Here is a 15,895-nt window from a genome sequence, read left to right on the forward strand (position 1 = left end):
TAAATAATTACCGAGAGTCACTATGACACGGGTGTGTTGACTTTGGGTGTGTAAATGTAGTCATAAACACGCACTAAAAATATGGAATATAGATAAGTTATTTAAAATCAATGATTTAAAAGTTGGCACAGTTGATGCTCTATAGGGCTTGGAATAAGTCACTGTAAGCCAAGTACTTACAGCTAATAAAAATTACTGGAGCCCCTATATGTTCTGTATTCAATGTGAACAAACTATTCAAACACCCACTGTAAAAGGCTGTTCTTTCGCACAAGGTATGTGTGGAAAAACATCGGAAGTATCCGACCTTCAAGATGTGTTGGTGTATTCTCTTCAAGGTGTTTCTTTTTGGGCAAACTTAGGTCGCACTTGCGATGTTATTGATACTGAAATCGATGAGTGGGCGCCAAAAGCGTTCTTCGCAACACTCACTAACGTGAACTTCGACCCTGCGCGTATCATCGAATTTGCACAGCAATCTCACGAATTCAAACAGCGTTTAGAACAGAAAGTTCGTGCAGCCGCGACGTTAATTGGTTTCGAAATTCCAGCGCTTTCTCCTGCCGCGCAATTCGATCTTCCAACGGACTCTTCAGAGCTATTGGCGCTTGCACCACAAGCTGCGGTTAACCGTGGTCACGACTCTCAACACGAAGATGTGATTGGTCTTCGTCTTCTTTGCCTATATGGCTTAAAAGGTGCAGCAGCATACATGGAACACGCTCGCGTTCTTGGTCAAACAGACAATGCTATCTTTGCTGAATATCATGAGATCATGGCTTTCCTAGGTACAGATCCAACCGACTTAAAACAGCTATTGGATACATCAATGCAGATCGGCTTGATGAACTACAAAGTAATGGAAATGTTGGACAAGGGGGAGACAGATACCTTTGGTCACCCGCAGCCTACAACGGTGAATGTTAAGACTAAGAAAGGTCATTGTATCCTTGTCTCTGGTCACGACCTTCACGATCTAGAAAAGATCCTTCAGCAAACCGAAGGCAAAGGCATCAACGTTTACACTAACGGTGAGATGCTTCCTGCACACGGTTACCCTGAATTGAACAAGTACCCACATCTTGCAGGTAACTACGGTAGCGCTTGGCAGAACCAGCAGAAAGAGTTCGCGAACTTCCCTGGTGCGATTGTGATGACGTCTAACTGTCTGCTTAACCCAGATGTGGGGGCGTATGCTGACCGTCTGTTTACACGTAGCATTGTTGGCTGGCCAGGTGTTGCTCACCTTGAAGGCGACGATTTCAGTGCAGTAATCGATTGTGCACTTGCACAAGAAGGCTTCAAGCATGACGAGATCGAGCAAATGATCACTGTCGGCTTTGGTCGTAATGCACTGATGGAAGCAGCACCTGCGGTTGTTGAACAAGTGAAAGAAGGCAACATCAAACACTTCTTCCTTGTGGGCGGTTGTGACGGTGACAAATCTGAGCGCAGCTACTACACAGACTTCACTGCTCAAGCCCCAGAAGACTCAGTTATCCTAACTTTGGCGTGTGGTAAGTTCCGTTTCAACAAAAACCAGTTTGGTGACATCAATGGCATTCCTCGTCTGTTAGATGTGGGTCAATGTAACGATGCGTACTCAGCGATTCAGCTTGCGCTTGCACTGTCTCAAGAGTTTGACTGTGGCATTAACGAACTACCACTAACGCTTGTCCTGTCTTGGTTTGAGCAAAAAGCGATTGTTATTCTGCTTACTTTGTTTGCGCTGGGTGTGAAAGGCATTTACACAGGCCCAACAGCGCCAGCATTCCTAACAGAAAACCTACTTAAGATTATTCAAGATGAGTTCGACATGCGTGCTATCTCAACGCCAGAGCAAGATCTTAAAACAATCTTAGCGGCTTAATGTAAGCCCACTCCCAAGCCTCGTTGTTGCTGTTCTCTTCGAACGTGCAGCTTCGGGGCTTTTTAGATTTAATTCTTTAGTATCAGTAAGGTGTGTGAACTATGTATGCATGGTCGGATAGCGATTCAATCAATTTAGTATGCTTAAAGAAATGGCACGAGACGCCAGATACGGTCAGCTTCGAGCTTGGCAGTATTCCACAAGACCTACATTTCAATTTTAAGCCAGGCCAGTTCATCACGTTGGGCTTGGATATGCCGACAAAAACCGATTATCGCGCTTACTCGGTGGCTTCTTGTCCAGAGGACAATCGCTTAAAGCTTACGGTTAAACGTGTTGAAGGTGGCTTGGTGTCTAACTTTATTGTCGATGAGCTTGATGAAGGCGATGAGGTTGCTGTTTTAAAACCTGCTGGTGGCTTTAACTGTATTGATTGCATGCCGACTGAGAGCAAGAAGGTAACGTTAGTCAGTGCAGGTTGTGGCATCACGCCTGTTATGGCGATGGTGAAGTATTGGCTGAGTCAAGATAGCGGCGTTGAGATTGACTTCATCCATATGGCGCGTAATAAGCGAGAGACGATTTATTTTGAAGAGCTTCACCAACTTGATGAAACTCACTCTAATTTTAATCTCAAGCTATTACTCAAAGACAATCAAGGCACCACGGCTCCTCAAGGTCGATTGGATAAGAATTGGCTGGTCAGTCTAAGCCATGATATTTTAGAGCGCACCGTCTATCTGTGTGGCCCAGTTGGTTTCATGCAAGACATAGAAAGCTATCTAAAAGAACTTGAGTTCAACATGGATAACTTCTATCAGGAAAGCTTTACACCGGCTACTCAGAACGCTCATTCAGAAGAGCCTCAAACTGAAGTCGCTGACAATGAGAACAGTGCAGTTAAAGTATTTGTCCCAACGTTTGGCAAAGAAGTGGAAGCAGAAGTGGGTACGCCACTTGCTGATTCACTAGAGCAAGCGGGTGTGCCAATTATTATCGCGTGTCGTAGCGGTATTTGTGGCTCTTGCAAATGCAAAGTGACCAAAGGTTCGGTGGAATCAAGCAGCCAAGAAACTCTGACAGCAGAGGAGGTAGAGCAAGGTTATGTACTGGCATGTTCAAGCTCGATTCAGTCGGATGTCGAGGTAGAGCTTTAGAAGAGATGGTGTATCAGAACTTTTGATATAAAAAGGCCACTCAGATCCGTTAGAGAGAGCAGATCTAAGTGGCAACCCTTCTGTTTATACGGGGGAGTAAAACAAAAGGGGTTGCGAAGCCTGAAACAGGCTTCGCAGATATAGTTATTATGTTGTGGAGCTTGTTTTACTCAGAGATATTAAACCGCTGGGTAAGTCTTGTAGCGAACACCCATCATCTGTTCCATACAGTGAACAACTTGGCAGCTGTAGCCAAACTCGTTGTCGTACCAGATGTAAAGAACAGCGCGGTTGTCTTGCGCGATAGTTGCAACACCGTCAACGACGCCAGGATGGCGAGAGCCAACCAAGTCAGTAGATACAATCTCAGTTGAATCGGTGTAATCAATTTGAGCGGATAGGGCAGAAGACAGCGCCATTTCGCGTAGGTACGCGTTTAGCTCGTCTTTGTTAGTACCTTTCTCAAGATTTAGGTTTGCTACTGCCATTGAAACATTCGGCGTAGGGACACGAATCGCATTACCTGTTAGCTTACCTTCCATCTCTGGCATTGCTTTTGATACTGCTTTTGCAGCACCAGTTGATGTCAGTACCATGTTCAATGAAGCAGCACGACCACGACGATCACCTGAGTGGAAGTTATCAATTAGGTTTTGGTCATTGGTGAATGAGTGAACTGTTTCGATGTGCCCAGATAGAACACCAAACTTATCGTGAACGGCTTTCAGCACAGGTGTAATCGCATTCGTTGTACAGCTTGCTGCAGAAATGATCGTGTCTTCAGGTTGAATCACATCTTCATTCACACCAAACACAACGTTTTTAATGTCGCCTTTGCCAGGTGCAGTAAGCAGTACTTTGCTTGCACCGTTACACGCTACGTGTTGGCTTAGGCCTTCCGCGTCACGCCACACACCTGTGTTATCAACAACCAGTGCGTTATCAATGCCGTAAGCGGTGTAATCTACGTCTTCAGGCTTGTTTGCGTAGATAACTTGGATGAAGTTACCGTTAACAATGATCGCTTTACGCTCTTGGTCTACCACGATGCTACCGTTGAACTGGCCATGAACTGAGTCACGACGTAGCAGGCTTGCGCGTTTCTCTAAATCACCATCTTTACCGCCACGAACCACGATTGCACGTAAACGAAGTGGGTAACCAGGACCGCTTTTCTCTACAAGAATACGAGTGAGTAGACGACCGATACGACCGAAGCCGTATAACACAACGTCGCGTGGCGTAGACATCGCTTCGCCTTCTAATGAACCCATTAGAGCCGTTTGAAGGAAATCATCCATCGCGCTGAGATCTTCGTGGTTTTCCCAGTACTTAGCTGCTAGACGACCAACATCAACGCGGCATGGAGAAAGGCGCATTGATAGAAGATGTTGGATAATTGGTTGAGTTTGTTCTGCGGTTAGCGGTGAACCAGTGTAGCGTTTTGCGATGCGGTGAGCTTTGATGATGTCGATCGTTGTTGCGTTAACTAAGGTCTTACCGAAGAGGATAACTTCTACGCCTTTTTGACGGTATAACTGACCTAAAGTTGGAGCGATGGATTCAGCAATAGTTTGACTAGTTTGCCAGTCTAGGAGGTGCTTTTCGGGACTCATCTTTACTCGGGACCTTTCACGTTAAGTTTCTGCAGTCATGGCAGTTGTAGGGAAGCCAATCAGCATAGGGGTTGAGCTATCAGGCGGTGGTCTTTAATGCCACTTAAATATGCTTGATATGCGTTGTTTGTAACTTGTAATTTTTATGTGGCAGGATTGTAAGGTACGACTGGTTATTCTGCTAGGAAAAATAAATGCAGATAAATTCTCTATCAACTGGCGTGATATTAGCCATAAATCAAGTTTTTCGCGTATGGAATGGCTATTGACTTTAATAATCTGTAGCACTTAATTTTCCCTAAAAAACACTCAAATCAAAATATCATATGTAATGAAAGTCATAGTTAACATTAAAAGTGTGATTAAGGGCTTAACTTACACGTGATTGGTAAACAATAGATGAGCTAATTCGCCGTTTTTGTTGTTCGACTTTTGAATAAGACATGATTGAGTGAAAAAAACGCAGAACGCAAACGATTGGATCTCACAAATTTAACGGAATTTTTGAGTTCGTTGGTCTCTTGGGCGGTTACTGACTGACTTTTGATGTGGACTGCCCAGTTCCATGGACTTGTTATGCGAGTGATAATAACTCGATTTAGCTGGTTTTAGCTCTTTTCACACTTCTTCCATTCAAACGTCTATTGTTCACTGTGTTCAATGTTATTGCTTATTTTGGGCTCAGAGTATCGTTTGTCCATATCCAATTTGATCAATAACCTTCTGTTAATGTCCTATTCTTAAACTGGGCTAGGTAAAATTACTTTCGGGAAGGGAGTAGTTATAAAAATGATAAACATGTCAATTAGATGGCGTCTTATTTTTCTTTCCACCGTTTCTGTACTCATCATGTTTGGGTTTACAGTGAATCAAGTGTTAAAGAATGACAAGAAGATGAATAACCTTGAGACCACACGCATTAAGGTTGAAGCTCTTCAATCTTTTAATACGATCTCAAGTGATGCTTATCGATGGTTGGTGCTGTCTAATGACTCTCCTGATAAAGGCCAGTTACTTTTAACGCTGCAATCCGAGTTGGGTCGGCTTAATCAGTATGGAATAAAACTGCAACAATCTGACTCCCATTGGAGTATTGAATCTCAGTTGATGGAGTTGAAAACGGTGCTGATGAGTTTGGCGAGCTCACCGGAAAACGCGGAAAATGAGCAATTGACTGAGCGCGCTTTTCGTTTGTTGAAAGATGTGTTGATGGAGCTATCTGAATTTCACATCGCTTTAGTCGATGGAAACATAGATCAAACTGAAGCCATGTTTATCCACCTCTCTAACTACGTGTTTTGGACTCAGCGAGAGGCGTGGTTAAGCTACAGTTTGTATCGCTCGCCCGAGCTAAGAAATCAATACTTATTGAGTTATGTAGGTGCGCTAGAGAGGCAGCAACAGTTGCTTGATACATTTTTCCGCTCTGATACTCGTTCACCTGAAATTAGGCAACTGCTAAACGCGGTCGCCAAAGATGATTTTCAAGCCAAATTTATATCTCGAATCCTCAAAGGCGATTTTTTATCACCTGAAATATACGAACACCTCAAAAGTTTGGAAATCAAAAAGCGAGCAATTTCCAAAGCGATTAGCAGTTATACTAAGCAGTTGCAGTTTGAGCTAACAAACAACATCGCACTACAGAAGCGACAAACATTGGTTATTTCCCTTCTGATTCTCGTTGTGTCTGGCGTGTTGTTGTGGCTTGGCGCCATGACTTCGATACACTTAAATCGAAACCTATCACTTATCTTAAAAGGGGTATCTGAGTGCGCTGATAGCGATGGTAAGCCCAAGATGATCAAAATTGATGGCAACGATGAGCTGGTTGAGTTTACCGATACGTTAAATCGAGTAATGGAACGTAACTATCAGCACAATCAAGAATTGGTTGAAGCCAAAGAAGATGCGGTTTCAGCGAATAAAGCGAAAAGTGCGTTTCTCGCCAATATGTCCCATGAAATTCGCACACCACTAAATGGGATTATTGGCATGGCGGAGATCCTGTCTCAGAGCAAACTGAGTCCCAACCAACAAGAGGTGCTTGGGGATATTGAGTCGTCATCGCACTCATTACTAGTGCTGTTGAATGACATTCTCGACTTGTCCAAAATTGAGTCAGGTAATCTCATGCTCTCTCCCCATAACGCTGACTTACGAGAAGCGGTCTATGACTCTGTGAGCGTGATTTTATCTAAGGCGATCAGTAAAGATATTGAGCTTGATGTAAACATTGACTCCCAGACCCCAGCACAGCTGTTTTTCGATGAATACCGTGTCAGGCAGGTGCTGACGAATTTATTGTCGAATGCTATCAAGTTTACCTCCAACGGTACCATTACTACGGACATCGCTTATACGCCAATGTCGATGGGCAGAGGTAAGCTCGAGTGCAGTGTTTCGGATACGGGCATCGGTATTGAACCAGAGAAACTAGAATCCATCTTTGAGCCTTTTACCCAAGAGGATGGCAGTATCACGCGTCAGTTTGGTGGTACAGGGCTTGGGTTAGCAATCTGTAGGCAGCTTGTCGACTTAATGGGTGGATACATCACTGCGCGTTCAGTAAAAGGTGAAGGCTCTACCTTTACGTTTTGTCTATATGTCGATGTAGTCGAGACGCAAGTTCAAAGCTTTGAGAATTTAAATCGTGCGACGATCATTTCCAACTCTTTTAACTATCTCGATCAATTAGTCAAAGAGTGTGAGCGTCTCAACATAAAACCCAAGGTGGTCGGCTCTGTATCGTCGTTAGATGAAGAGATCAAAGGGAGCGACTTCGTCCTGTATTGCCATACCTTACATCACTCGTTGCAGAGTGATTTAGCAGCTTTGAAAACACAATACCCTTTAGACCGTGTGATTGTTTGTCAGCACCACTTATTCAAAACCAATCTGATTACAGAGTCCGTTCATTCAACTCATACACTGCCATTCTTGGGGCGACGTTTCCTGAATAGTCTATTGTCTCTTGATGCGAATGAAGAACTGGTACCTGAAGCCAAATCAGAAAAAGAAGAAGTACGTCCTCTGAATCGACGTATCTTGATTGTCGAAGATAATTTAATGAATCAGAAGATAGCGAGCTTCTTTCTTGAACAAGCTGGTTATGAATATCTAATTACTAGTAATGGGCAAGAGGCGGTTGATGTTATCACTCAGGGCGCGCAATTTGATGCCGTGTTGATGGATTGCATGATGCCAGTCATGGATGGGATAACAGCGACCAGAGCAATCCGGCAGTGGGAGCTTGAACAACAAGCGACACCACTACCCATTATTGCTTTAACTGCAAGTGTGTTAGAAGAAGACATCAAAGATTGTTTTGATGCGGGCATGAATGCTTATTTACCTAAACCTTATAAATCTCACCAACTCTATGATCTGTTTAGCAGTCTTGATATTGTTTAATGGATATCTCACTCGAGGCTCAACAAGTCGTTGAGCTTTTTTGCTTTGAGTTTTAGAACGAATCTACCGATATTTAACGCACTTCCATTCCAAGGTTGTATTGCGCAAGGCATCGACCGACATAACTGATTTTGACGAAAGCCGCCACAATGATAGTGCTGATATGCGCAACGATCTGAATCGGTAATGAGAAATGGTCCGCCATTGGGTAAGCGATAATTATGCTGAGTAGCATCAGCAAGGTGGTGATTGCTAGGCTGAAGTTAGATACAGAAAGTAGAGTTTGAAAGCGTTGAGTCATCGTCTTCATATTGAATTCCTAGTTACTAATAGTTGTTTTGATATTTAACTATTAGCAATTAGTGTTCCAAGACTTAAAATTCTTGATTATCAGTGTTTTAGCTTTAGGTTTTTCTCTTTTGTAGTCAAAAAGACACTTGCAATTTATGTGTCTTTTTGACTTTTAAGTGTATTTTTACCATTGTCTAAAACCACAAGTATCAATATGGAAACGAACACCAGAATACAAACCCAGACCAACGTTATTTTTCTGCCCAAACTCAGCATGAATTTTTTTGAGTTTTACGTGCAGTTGTTCTCGAGTAATGTCATTCGCTGGGACTAGGTCCAAGGCGCAGAATTCTAAGTGTTTACTTCGTAGTGCACCGCCAGCTTGTTGGTTATAGATTTGGGTTCGTTCACCGGACACAGGTATAACAACACCGATTTCAGGTTCAATGTATTGCTGAATATATTTCAATGTATTGATCATATTCGGCACGTTTTTCTTATCCGGAAGCGTAAACAAGGTGGTGTTGCTCATTGCCCAATCTGTTCCTTGTAGCAGTACCAGATGCAAAGGCATGCTTTGGGTGATTCCAGCATCTTTGAGCTGCTGTCCAATCTCTCTTACTTTGTCTTCTGCGTGATTAAGTAGCATCCAGCCTCGAAAGGCCGAACGAGTCGGAACCTTGTAGCCATGAACGTCGACCACGAGATCATCGTAAGTGATTTCGGTCTCTTCGGTATACAGTCTTTCGAATTCTTCAGGATAGGGTTGAGTGCTTGATAGCGCTAAGGTAATCAGAATGGTTGAGTACATATGGTGACTCCATTGCTTACGTTGGCTAGTGATACTTGATTCAATAAATGCGTAAGCTTAAGTATAGACACTGGAATTTATGTACAAAAAAACCCACTACAATGAGTGGGTTACTTAACAATTCATTCAATTTAATAAGATTACTTCTTACCTTGAATTTGCTTGTCTTCTTCAGTTAATTCACGGATACGGCGGCTGATGTCGCGACGCGCTTTAGAAATCTCTGCGCTCTTAATGATGTGGTCATCAACACGGTCTTCGTAGTCAGCTTTCATGTTTTTGATAATGCCTAGGATCTCGTCGTGAGTCATCTCTGGCTTGATGTAATCAAGTAGGTTATCAAGAAGGTCAACACGCTTGCGGTTGTCACGAACTTTCTTTTCGTTGTCTAGAAGTTCACGCTTAAGTTTGTTCTTACGTCGTGCTTGGTTAACAATTTCAAATACGCTGCTCATAGATTCCTTTTCCTATTCGTCAAATACGTTGTCTGGTTCTGATTAAAGCACATCAATTGATGATGTAACAGTCTTTAGATCAAAGCAAAAGTAAGGTTGTTTAATTATTCGTCACTCTCGCCGATGTGTGATTGTTTTTATCTTACCGATCAAGTTAGTATCCCATGTAGATACTGCATTGATACGAAATGTGAAATGAATCAACAACAATTGGAAATCGAAGATTCGGGCGATAAAGTGACTGAATCTTCAGCAGAGCAAAACAAGCTTCGTGATGCGTATGTAAAAGAGCGTACTTATTTGGAAGTCGTGGAAATAGAGCTAAACCGTTCTAAGATCATAATGATTGATGAGCAGGGTAGAAAGAAGCGAGTACCAATTTTATCTGAGCACTAAACGTTGCATAAATAGGCGCTGAGACGAAATCACCAAAATAATAAAAAGGAATAACGATGAACACAGTACTTTCCCCAATTGAAGCGAGAATCATTGGCTGTTTGATCGAGAAAGAAGTCACGACTCCTGATCACTACCCGCTGACATTAAACAGCTTAACTACGGCTTGTAACCAGAAAAGTAACCGTGAACCTGTTCTCTCGCTGTCTGAATCAGAAGTATTAGATGCCGTTGACGGTTTGATTGCCCGTCGCATGGTGAGTGACGAAAGCAGCTTCAATAGCCGTGTGAATAAGTATCAGCATCGTTTCTGCAATACCGAGTTTGGTGACCTGCAATTTACAGAACAAGAACGCGCTATCATCTGCTGCATGTTATTGCGTGGTGCACAGACCCCGGGCGAATTACGCACACGAACGGGGCGTTTGGCGAACTTCAGTGATGTGAAAGAGGTGGACGCAACACTTGAGAAACTAGCGACACGTGAAGCTGGCGCTCTTGTGGTTAAATTGCCTCGTGAAGCTGGCAAGCGTGAGTCACGTTACCAGCATTTACTGAGTGGTGAAGTAGATGTAGAAGCGTTTGCGACGGCGCCTGCAAGTGTTGCTGTACCGGCTGCATCGAATGAGAAGCTGGAAGAGCTAGAGTCTGAAGTCGCAAGTCTAAGAGCTGAAGTCGCCGAGTTGAAAGCTCTGGTTGAATCTCTGCTATAAATGTCTGAATCTGAAAAAAACGCGGATTGGGTGGTGTACCTGATCCGCAATCGTCATAACGCTTTGTATTGTGGTGTCACTAATAATCTACAACGCCGATTCGAACAGCATCAAACTGGTAAAGGCGCTAAAGCCCTAAAAGGTAAGGGGCCGCTAAAGCTAGTTTGGAGTATGAACGTACAGTCAAAAAGTGAGGCACTAAAAACTGAATACGCGATCAAACAATTACCCAAACTGCGTAAAGAAAGTTTGGTATCACTCAAGCTGATGATTGAGTGGCAAGATGGCAGTATTCAATATAACGAAGTCTCATAATTCATACCTAAAATTGTCGTTGTTGATTAAATCTTAATAAGTGAAAGCTCGACGCTAAATTTTACTAAATGCCTGATTTTTAGATTGAAAATATAAAATCAATGATGTGTATCTACGCGCTTGATGTTCTAATCTTCCAATCATTAATCTCATTTGACATATTAGTCATTTAGAATGTCATTCTAATTAGTTTTAGCCGCTATCATTTATCCTCGTTGTCCTACATAATATCTTTCAGCCATCCAAAGAGGTGGTGTCATGCTAGGTTAAAAAATGAGCCAAAGTAGCTCATATAAAACGAGAAAAATATGAAACGTTTACTGATGTTGTTTGGACTTGCCGTATTTTCTGCGTCCGCTCTCTCCCATGGTACTCATGTCCTTAATGGATATTGGGAGTACCAAGAATATCTTTCTAACTTCCCAGAACAAAAAACCTTAACCGATAAGATGGTCGAGGCCGTAAAAAAACACCCAGTTCCGCTCGCGAAAGCGCAAGACGAGCCCATCACTATTTCCGTCGTTTATCCTGGGCAACAGATCTCTGATTACTGGGTTCGTAATATTCAAGCCTTTGAAAAGCGACTCGACAAGTTGAGAATAAACTACCAGATTAACCAAGTGTTTACGCGAGTGAATGCGGATCTCACTCAGCAGAGCATCTCGTTGCAAGAAGCCATTGAAAACAAGACTGACTACTTAATCTTCACACTGGATACCACGCGTCACCGCAAGTTTATCGAACATGTATTGACCTCAACAGAGACTAAGTTGATTCTACAGAACATTACGACACCTGTTCGTGCATGGGCTGACAGACAACCGTTTATGTATGTGGGTTTTGACCATGCAACTGGCAGTTTGAAGTTAGCGGATTACTTTAAAACTGCGAGTAAGCCAGGAAGCAAATACTCGGTTCTATACCGCTCAGAAGGCTATATCAGCGATGCGCGAGGTGATACGTTTATCCATGATGTGAATAGCGATACAAACTTTGCTTTAAAGTCGTCGTTTTACACCAAGTCAGATAAAGAGAGCGGTTATCAAGCCGCTAAAATCAGCATTGAGAACGATAAAGACCTAGACTTTATTTATGCCTGTGCAACTGATGTCGCTCTCGGCGCTGCAGATGCCATTCGTGAGTCTGGTCGAGATATCCTAGTGAATGGTTGGGGCGGCGGATCTGCTGAGCTTGAAGCCATTGCTAGAGGTGACCTTGATGTGACGGTTATGCGTATGAACGATGACACAGGCATTGCAATGGCAGAGGCGATTAAGTGGGACCTTGCAGGGCAACAAGTTCCTACAGTTTACTCAGGTGATTTTGAAGTGGTGACCAAGGAAGACTCACCAGAACGTATTTCTGAACTCAAACAGCGAGCATTTAGATACTCAGGTCAATAATGAAGAAAAGCTACGCCAATACTCCAAGGAACACCCTAGCCAAATTAATTACACGTATCATTATTTTAGTGATCGGGGTGATGGCGCTTGGCGTGCTTATTCATAACTACGAGACCAGTAGTAGTATTGTAAAACAAGAGACCAATAGAACGGTTAAGCAAACTTCTAGCTTGATCCAGAATATGTTTGATTACCGTTTGTCTGTGTTGCAAATTCACCAGGATAGTAGCTCGCACAGTGATACGCTACGTGAGTATTTTAAGACCAATGACGAAGAGGTACTTAGCTACTTTTTCTTTGGTGTCGACCAGCGTGAACCGGATCATGCGCCAGATCTTCGCTTTGTCTCTACTCATGACGGCTTAGCGTGGGAGGACGGTAACGGTCAGTTTTATGGCTTGGATGACAAAAGCCTGAAGCATATTTCTGAAGAGGTTTCGTTCAGTAGCAATTGGCACTTTATTCAACTGATGACGGATATAGGTAAGCGTCACTTGCTAGCTCGTCGTACTCCTATTGTTGACAGTAAAACGGGCGAAGTACTCGGACAGCTGTATATTGCCATTGTCCTTGATAATAATTTTTCTCTCGCAGAGTCTATCCAGCAGGGTAGTAACTGCGAAAATATCGTGATTGAAGCGCACGGTACGCCTGTCACTTCAACCTTCAGTGGTGATGAAAGTTACTCGATAACAGACATCCTCAATTACAGAATCTACGAGCAATTACCTCGTCATTTTGTCACTATCACCACGATTAAAATCAACGCGGTAGAAACGCCTCTTGTCATTCGTGCCGTTCAAAAGAACAGTAACTTCATCGCCTTAGAAGAAAACTATGAGCGTGCGATCATCGTTGTCATTGTTGTGATCGTTTTCATGTCTTTCTTTGCCCGTTCTTGGATTCAGAGAAGAGTTTCTGCTGAACTTGATAAGCTCATGGACTTCACTCGCTCAGCCAGTGATAGCGAAGAGTACAACAAATTTGATGGCTCTAATATTTTCGAGTTTCACCACATAGGCTGTACGCTTGAGGATACCTTTGAACGTCTATCTGAACAAAACCAAAAATTCCAAGACCTGTTTAACTTTGCTCATTCTCCCATTTTGGTTTGGTCTGAAAAAGGAGACTTGATTCAAATGAATCCAGCAGCGCGTATGGCGCTGTTTGATGAAGATGATAATTATGGTGCCGTCGCACATGAGTTCGAACACCGCATGCTGCCAAACATACAAATGGTGGTTCAAGGGGCCAAGTTGACGGGTATTAACGTACCGATTGGCGAAAAGGTGTTCCGTTGGAATATGTCGGCGATTCGGGTTGAACATGGCATCACAGGCGTCGTAGTACAAGGACAAGACATAACCAAGTTGGTTGAAGCGGAGAGACAAGCCGATCGTGCCAGAGAAGAGGCAGAGCATCTTGCGAACGTTCGTGCTGATTTCTTAGCAAAGATGAGCCACGAAATTCGTACACCACTTAACGGTATATTAGGCGTTTCTCAACTGCTCAAGCGTTCTGTGCACAGTGAAGATAACCGAGAGCAAGTTGATGTACTTTGTAACAGTGCGGAGCACCTGCTAGCGGTGTTGAACGATATCTTGGACTTTTCAAAGATCGAGCAGGGGCAGTTTAATATTCAGAAGAAAGACTTCCGCTTAGTGGAGTTGATTAACACTTTAGACAGTATTTATCGCCCCCTTTGTGAGGATAAATCGGTCACGTTTTCTATCGTTAATCACCTTGTTGATGACATTGAAATCAATACCGACCAAGTGCGTTTGAACCAAATTATGTTTAATTTGTTGAGTAACGCCCTAAAGTTTACGCATCAAGGTGGTATCTCCGTTAGCTTCGAACTTGAAAGTATCTTCAATACGAATAAAGCCAGCTTGATCGTTCGCGTGAAAGACACCGGCATTGGTATTGATGGGAGTAAAATTGATGCTGTTTTTGAACCCTTTGTCCAAGCCGAAGAAACGACAACACGGGAGTACGGCGGGACTGGGTTAGGGTTAACCATTGTTAAAAACTTGGTCGACATGCTGGAAGGCGATATTCAGGTTCGCAGTGCTAAAGATCAAGGCTCGGAATTCATCATCGAAATCCCAGTTGAACTGCACTCTAAGCCGCTAATTGATGTTAAGCAGCAAACAGGTATTGAACCTGAGGCGCTATTCGATCGCTCTTTGAAGGTGTTGCTGGTGGAAGATAACCACACCAATGCTTTCATCGCACAGGCTTTTTGTAAAAAATATGGCATGGTGGTGACCTGGGCGAAAGATGGTCTGGAGGCCATAGAGCTCGCAAAAGCAAACACTTATGACCTCATTCTAATGGATAATCAACTTCCTAACCTTGGCGGCGTTGAAACGACACAACAGTTGCGAGAGGAAATCGGTGTATTAGCCCCGATTTATGCGTGTACTGCAGATGCTCAAGAATCGACAAGGGATAGTTTTATGGCTGCAGGTGCCAACTATGTGATTGTTAAACCGATTAAAGAAGAGTCGTTGCATCAAGCTTTTGTTCATTTCAAAAAATCATACTGGGATCAAAACAGACTCTAGTTTTTCTTTAACTCTTTGAATGCAAGATTGTGCCACACCGAGCGGTGTCGAGCTCTGCATTCTGAACATCCGAGAACAACTATACAAAGCCAGCAACGAAAGCTTGTTCTAACAGTAATGTTTTAAGCTCATCACTCATGTCTAGGTGTTCAGGGAATTGAATTCCTAGTACCCAACCTTGGCCCTGTCTTTTCTTACTCACAACTTTGTAAACCAATTCACTATCTAAGTGCTCACTCAACATTGAATCCACCTTTACCTTCCATCCCACATCAATATCGGATTGTTGTGTAATGTAGATACCACAGCCGGAAACAGAGAAATCGACTAACACAGCGTTTAGCATCAAGGTGTCAAAGGTAACTTCGCAGTTGAGGCGCACTTTGTATCTTTCGTGTTCGCGGATTGGTTTTGTTGCAAAGCTCGTTGGCGGACGAAGAAATAGAAGATGCGCAGGGGAGGTGATATGAGCCAGTACATTGGTTTTGAAGGCGACGATGTGCCCAAGTTCTGTGTCTGTAATCGCTCGAACGATGATATCGACGTTGATGAGCTTTCTTAACGTCAGTGCCTCGGTCGCTTTTTGTGACAGTTCCAGGATAAGGTACTGCTCTTCTTTGTGCCCAATATATAGAGTACTGATCTGAATTGAGTCGTCGGGGCCAAACTCTAATACACCTGCTGTTTTTGTACCTGGTTTCAGGTATCTAAACAGTTCTACGTTTTTATCTTTATGCATATTTATCGATGAACAATGTTAACTGTCTGTTGAAATAATATAACGTCCTAATAAAGCTATGTCATTACTTTCATTAAGGAAATGAGGTTGGCGGGATGAAAACTAGAAACGGGTTGTTACTCAAACATTGGCTTACTCTTGTCGA

The 15,895-nt window shown here is 43.1% G+C and carries 13 protein-coding genes; 8 read left to right on the forward strand and 5 right to left on the reverse strand.

All coding sequences use genetic code 11. The annotated features are described in order from the left end of the window. Window positions 1–208 precede the first annotated feature (208 nt). Together hcp and F0251_RS15945 are read left to right on the forward strand one after the other, a co-directional pair. Window positions 209–1,870, forward strand: a complete 1,662-nt coding sequence (hcp, locus tag F0251_RS15940) for a hydroxylamine reductase (RefSeq protein ID WP_061031256.1) — start codon at window positions 209–211, stop codon at window positions 1,868–1,870. A gap of 101 nt (window positions 1,871–1,971) precedes the next feature. Then, a complete protein-coding gene (locus F0251_RS15945; protein ID WP_171731340.1) occupies window positions 1,972–3,027 on the forward strand; it encodes a hybrid-cluster NAD(P)-dependent oxidoreductase in 1,056 nt (351 codons plus the stop codon). Window positions 3,028–3,206: 179 nt separating this feature from the next. Here the strand turns inward: F0251_RS15945 and F0251_RS15950 are convergent, their stop codons facing one another. Further along, window positions 3,207–4,643 carry a glyceraldehyde-3-phosphate dehydrogenase gene (locus F0251_RS15950; protein ID WP_061031254.1) on the reverse strand — a complete coding sequence of 479 codons (1,437 nt, stop codon included), beginning with the start codon at window positions 4,641–4,643 and terminating at the stop codon, window positions 3,207–3,209. Between the two features lie 849 nt (window positions 4,644–5,492). On the opposite strand from F0251_RS15950, the gene F0251_RS15955 reads away from it, so the two are divergent. Further along, a complete protein-coding gene (locus F0251_RS15955) occupies window positions 5,493–8,057 on the forward strand; it encodes an ATP-binding protein (protein WP_171731362.1) in 2,565 nt (854 codons plus the stop codon). A gap of 73 nt (window positions 8,058–8,130) precedes the next feature. Here F0251_RS15955 and F0251_RS15960 read toward each other — a convergent pair whose 3' ends face one another. From F0251_RS15960 to F0251_RS15970, 3 genes are all read right to left on the reverse strand, one after another. Beyond that, window positions 8,131–8,367: a hypothetical protein gene (locus F0251_RS15960; RefSeq protein WP_061031252.1), complete on the reverse strand. Its 237-nt coding sequence runs from the start codon at window positions 8,365–8,367 to the stop codon at window positions 8,131–8,133. A 165-nt stretch (window positions 8,368–8,532) separates the two neighbouring features. Continuing rightward, window positions 8,533–9,159: a D-Ala-D-Ala carboxypeptidase family metallohydrolase gene (locus F0251_RS15965; RefSeq protein WP_061031251.1), complete on the reverse strand. Its 627-nt coding sequence runs from the start codon at window positions 9,157–9,159 to the stop codon at window positions 8,533–8,535. Between the two features lie 140 nt (window positions 9,160–9,299). Next, a complete protein-coding gene (locus tag F0251_RS15970; RefSeq protein ID WP_004742367.1) occupies window positions 9,300–9,614 on the reverse strand; it encodes a DUF496 family protein in 315 nt (104 codons plus the stop codon). 195 nt (window positions 9,615–9,809) lie between these two features. Between F0251_RS15970 and F0251_RS15975 the strand changes: the two genes are divergently transcribed. From F0251_RS15975 to luxQ, 5 genes are all read left to right on the forward strand, one after another. Next, window positions 9,810–10,010: a hypothetical protein gene (locus F0251_RS15975; RefSeq protein ID WP_008217256.1), complete on the forward strand. Its 201-nt coding sequence runs from the start codon at window positions 9,810–9,812 to the stop codon at window positions 10,008–10,010. Between the two features lie 56 nt (window positions 10,011–10,066). Then, on the forward strand, window positions 10,067–10,723 hold the full coding sequence (locus tag F0251_RS15980; protein ID WP_061031250.1) for a YceH family protein: 657 nt from the start codon (window positions 10,067–10,069) through the stop codon (window positions 10,721–10,723). After that, a complete protein-coding gene (locus F0251_RS15985) occupies window positions 10,724–11,038 on the forward strand; it encodes a GIY-YIG nuclease family protein (RefSeq protein ID WP_061031249.1) in 315 nt (104 codons plus the stop codon). Between the two features lie 308 nt (window positions 11,039–11,346). Further along, window positions 11,347–12,441, forward strand: coding sequence for an autoinducer 2-binding periplasmic protein LuxP (locus F0251_RS15990; protein ID WP_061031248.1), 1,095 nt, complete (start codon window positions 11,347–11,349; stop codon window positions 12,439–12,441). After that, on the forward strand, window positions 12,441–15,011 hold the full coding sequence (gene luxQ / locus F0251_RS15995) for a quorum-sensing autoinducer 2 sensor kinase/phosphatase LuxQ (RefSeq protein ID WP_171731341.1): 2,571 nt from the start codon (window positions 12,441–12,443) through the stop codon (window positions 15,009–15,011). Before F0251_RS15990 ends, luxQ begins: the two co-directional genes overlap by 1 nt. Before the next feature lie 79 nt (window positions 15,012–15,090). On the opposite strand, the gene F0251_RS16000 is transcribed toward luxQ, so the two are convergent. Then, window positions 15,091–15,750: a PilZ domain-containing protein gene (locus F0251_RS16000; protein ID WP_171731342.1), complete on the reverse strand. Its 660-nt coding sequence runs from the start codon at window positions 15,748–15,750 to the stop codon at window positions 15,091–15,093. Between the last annotated feature and the right edge of the window lie 145 nt (window positions 15,751–15,895).

Origin of the sequence: Vibrio sp. 070316B (assembly GCF_013114115.1) — a bacterium.
Classification (GTDB): Bacteria; Pseudomonadota; Gammaproteobacteria; order Enterobacterales; family Vibrionaceae; genus Vibrio; species Vibrio chagasii_B.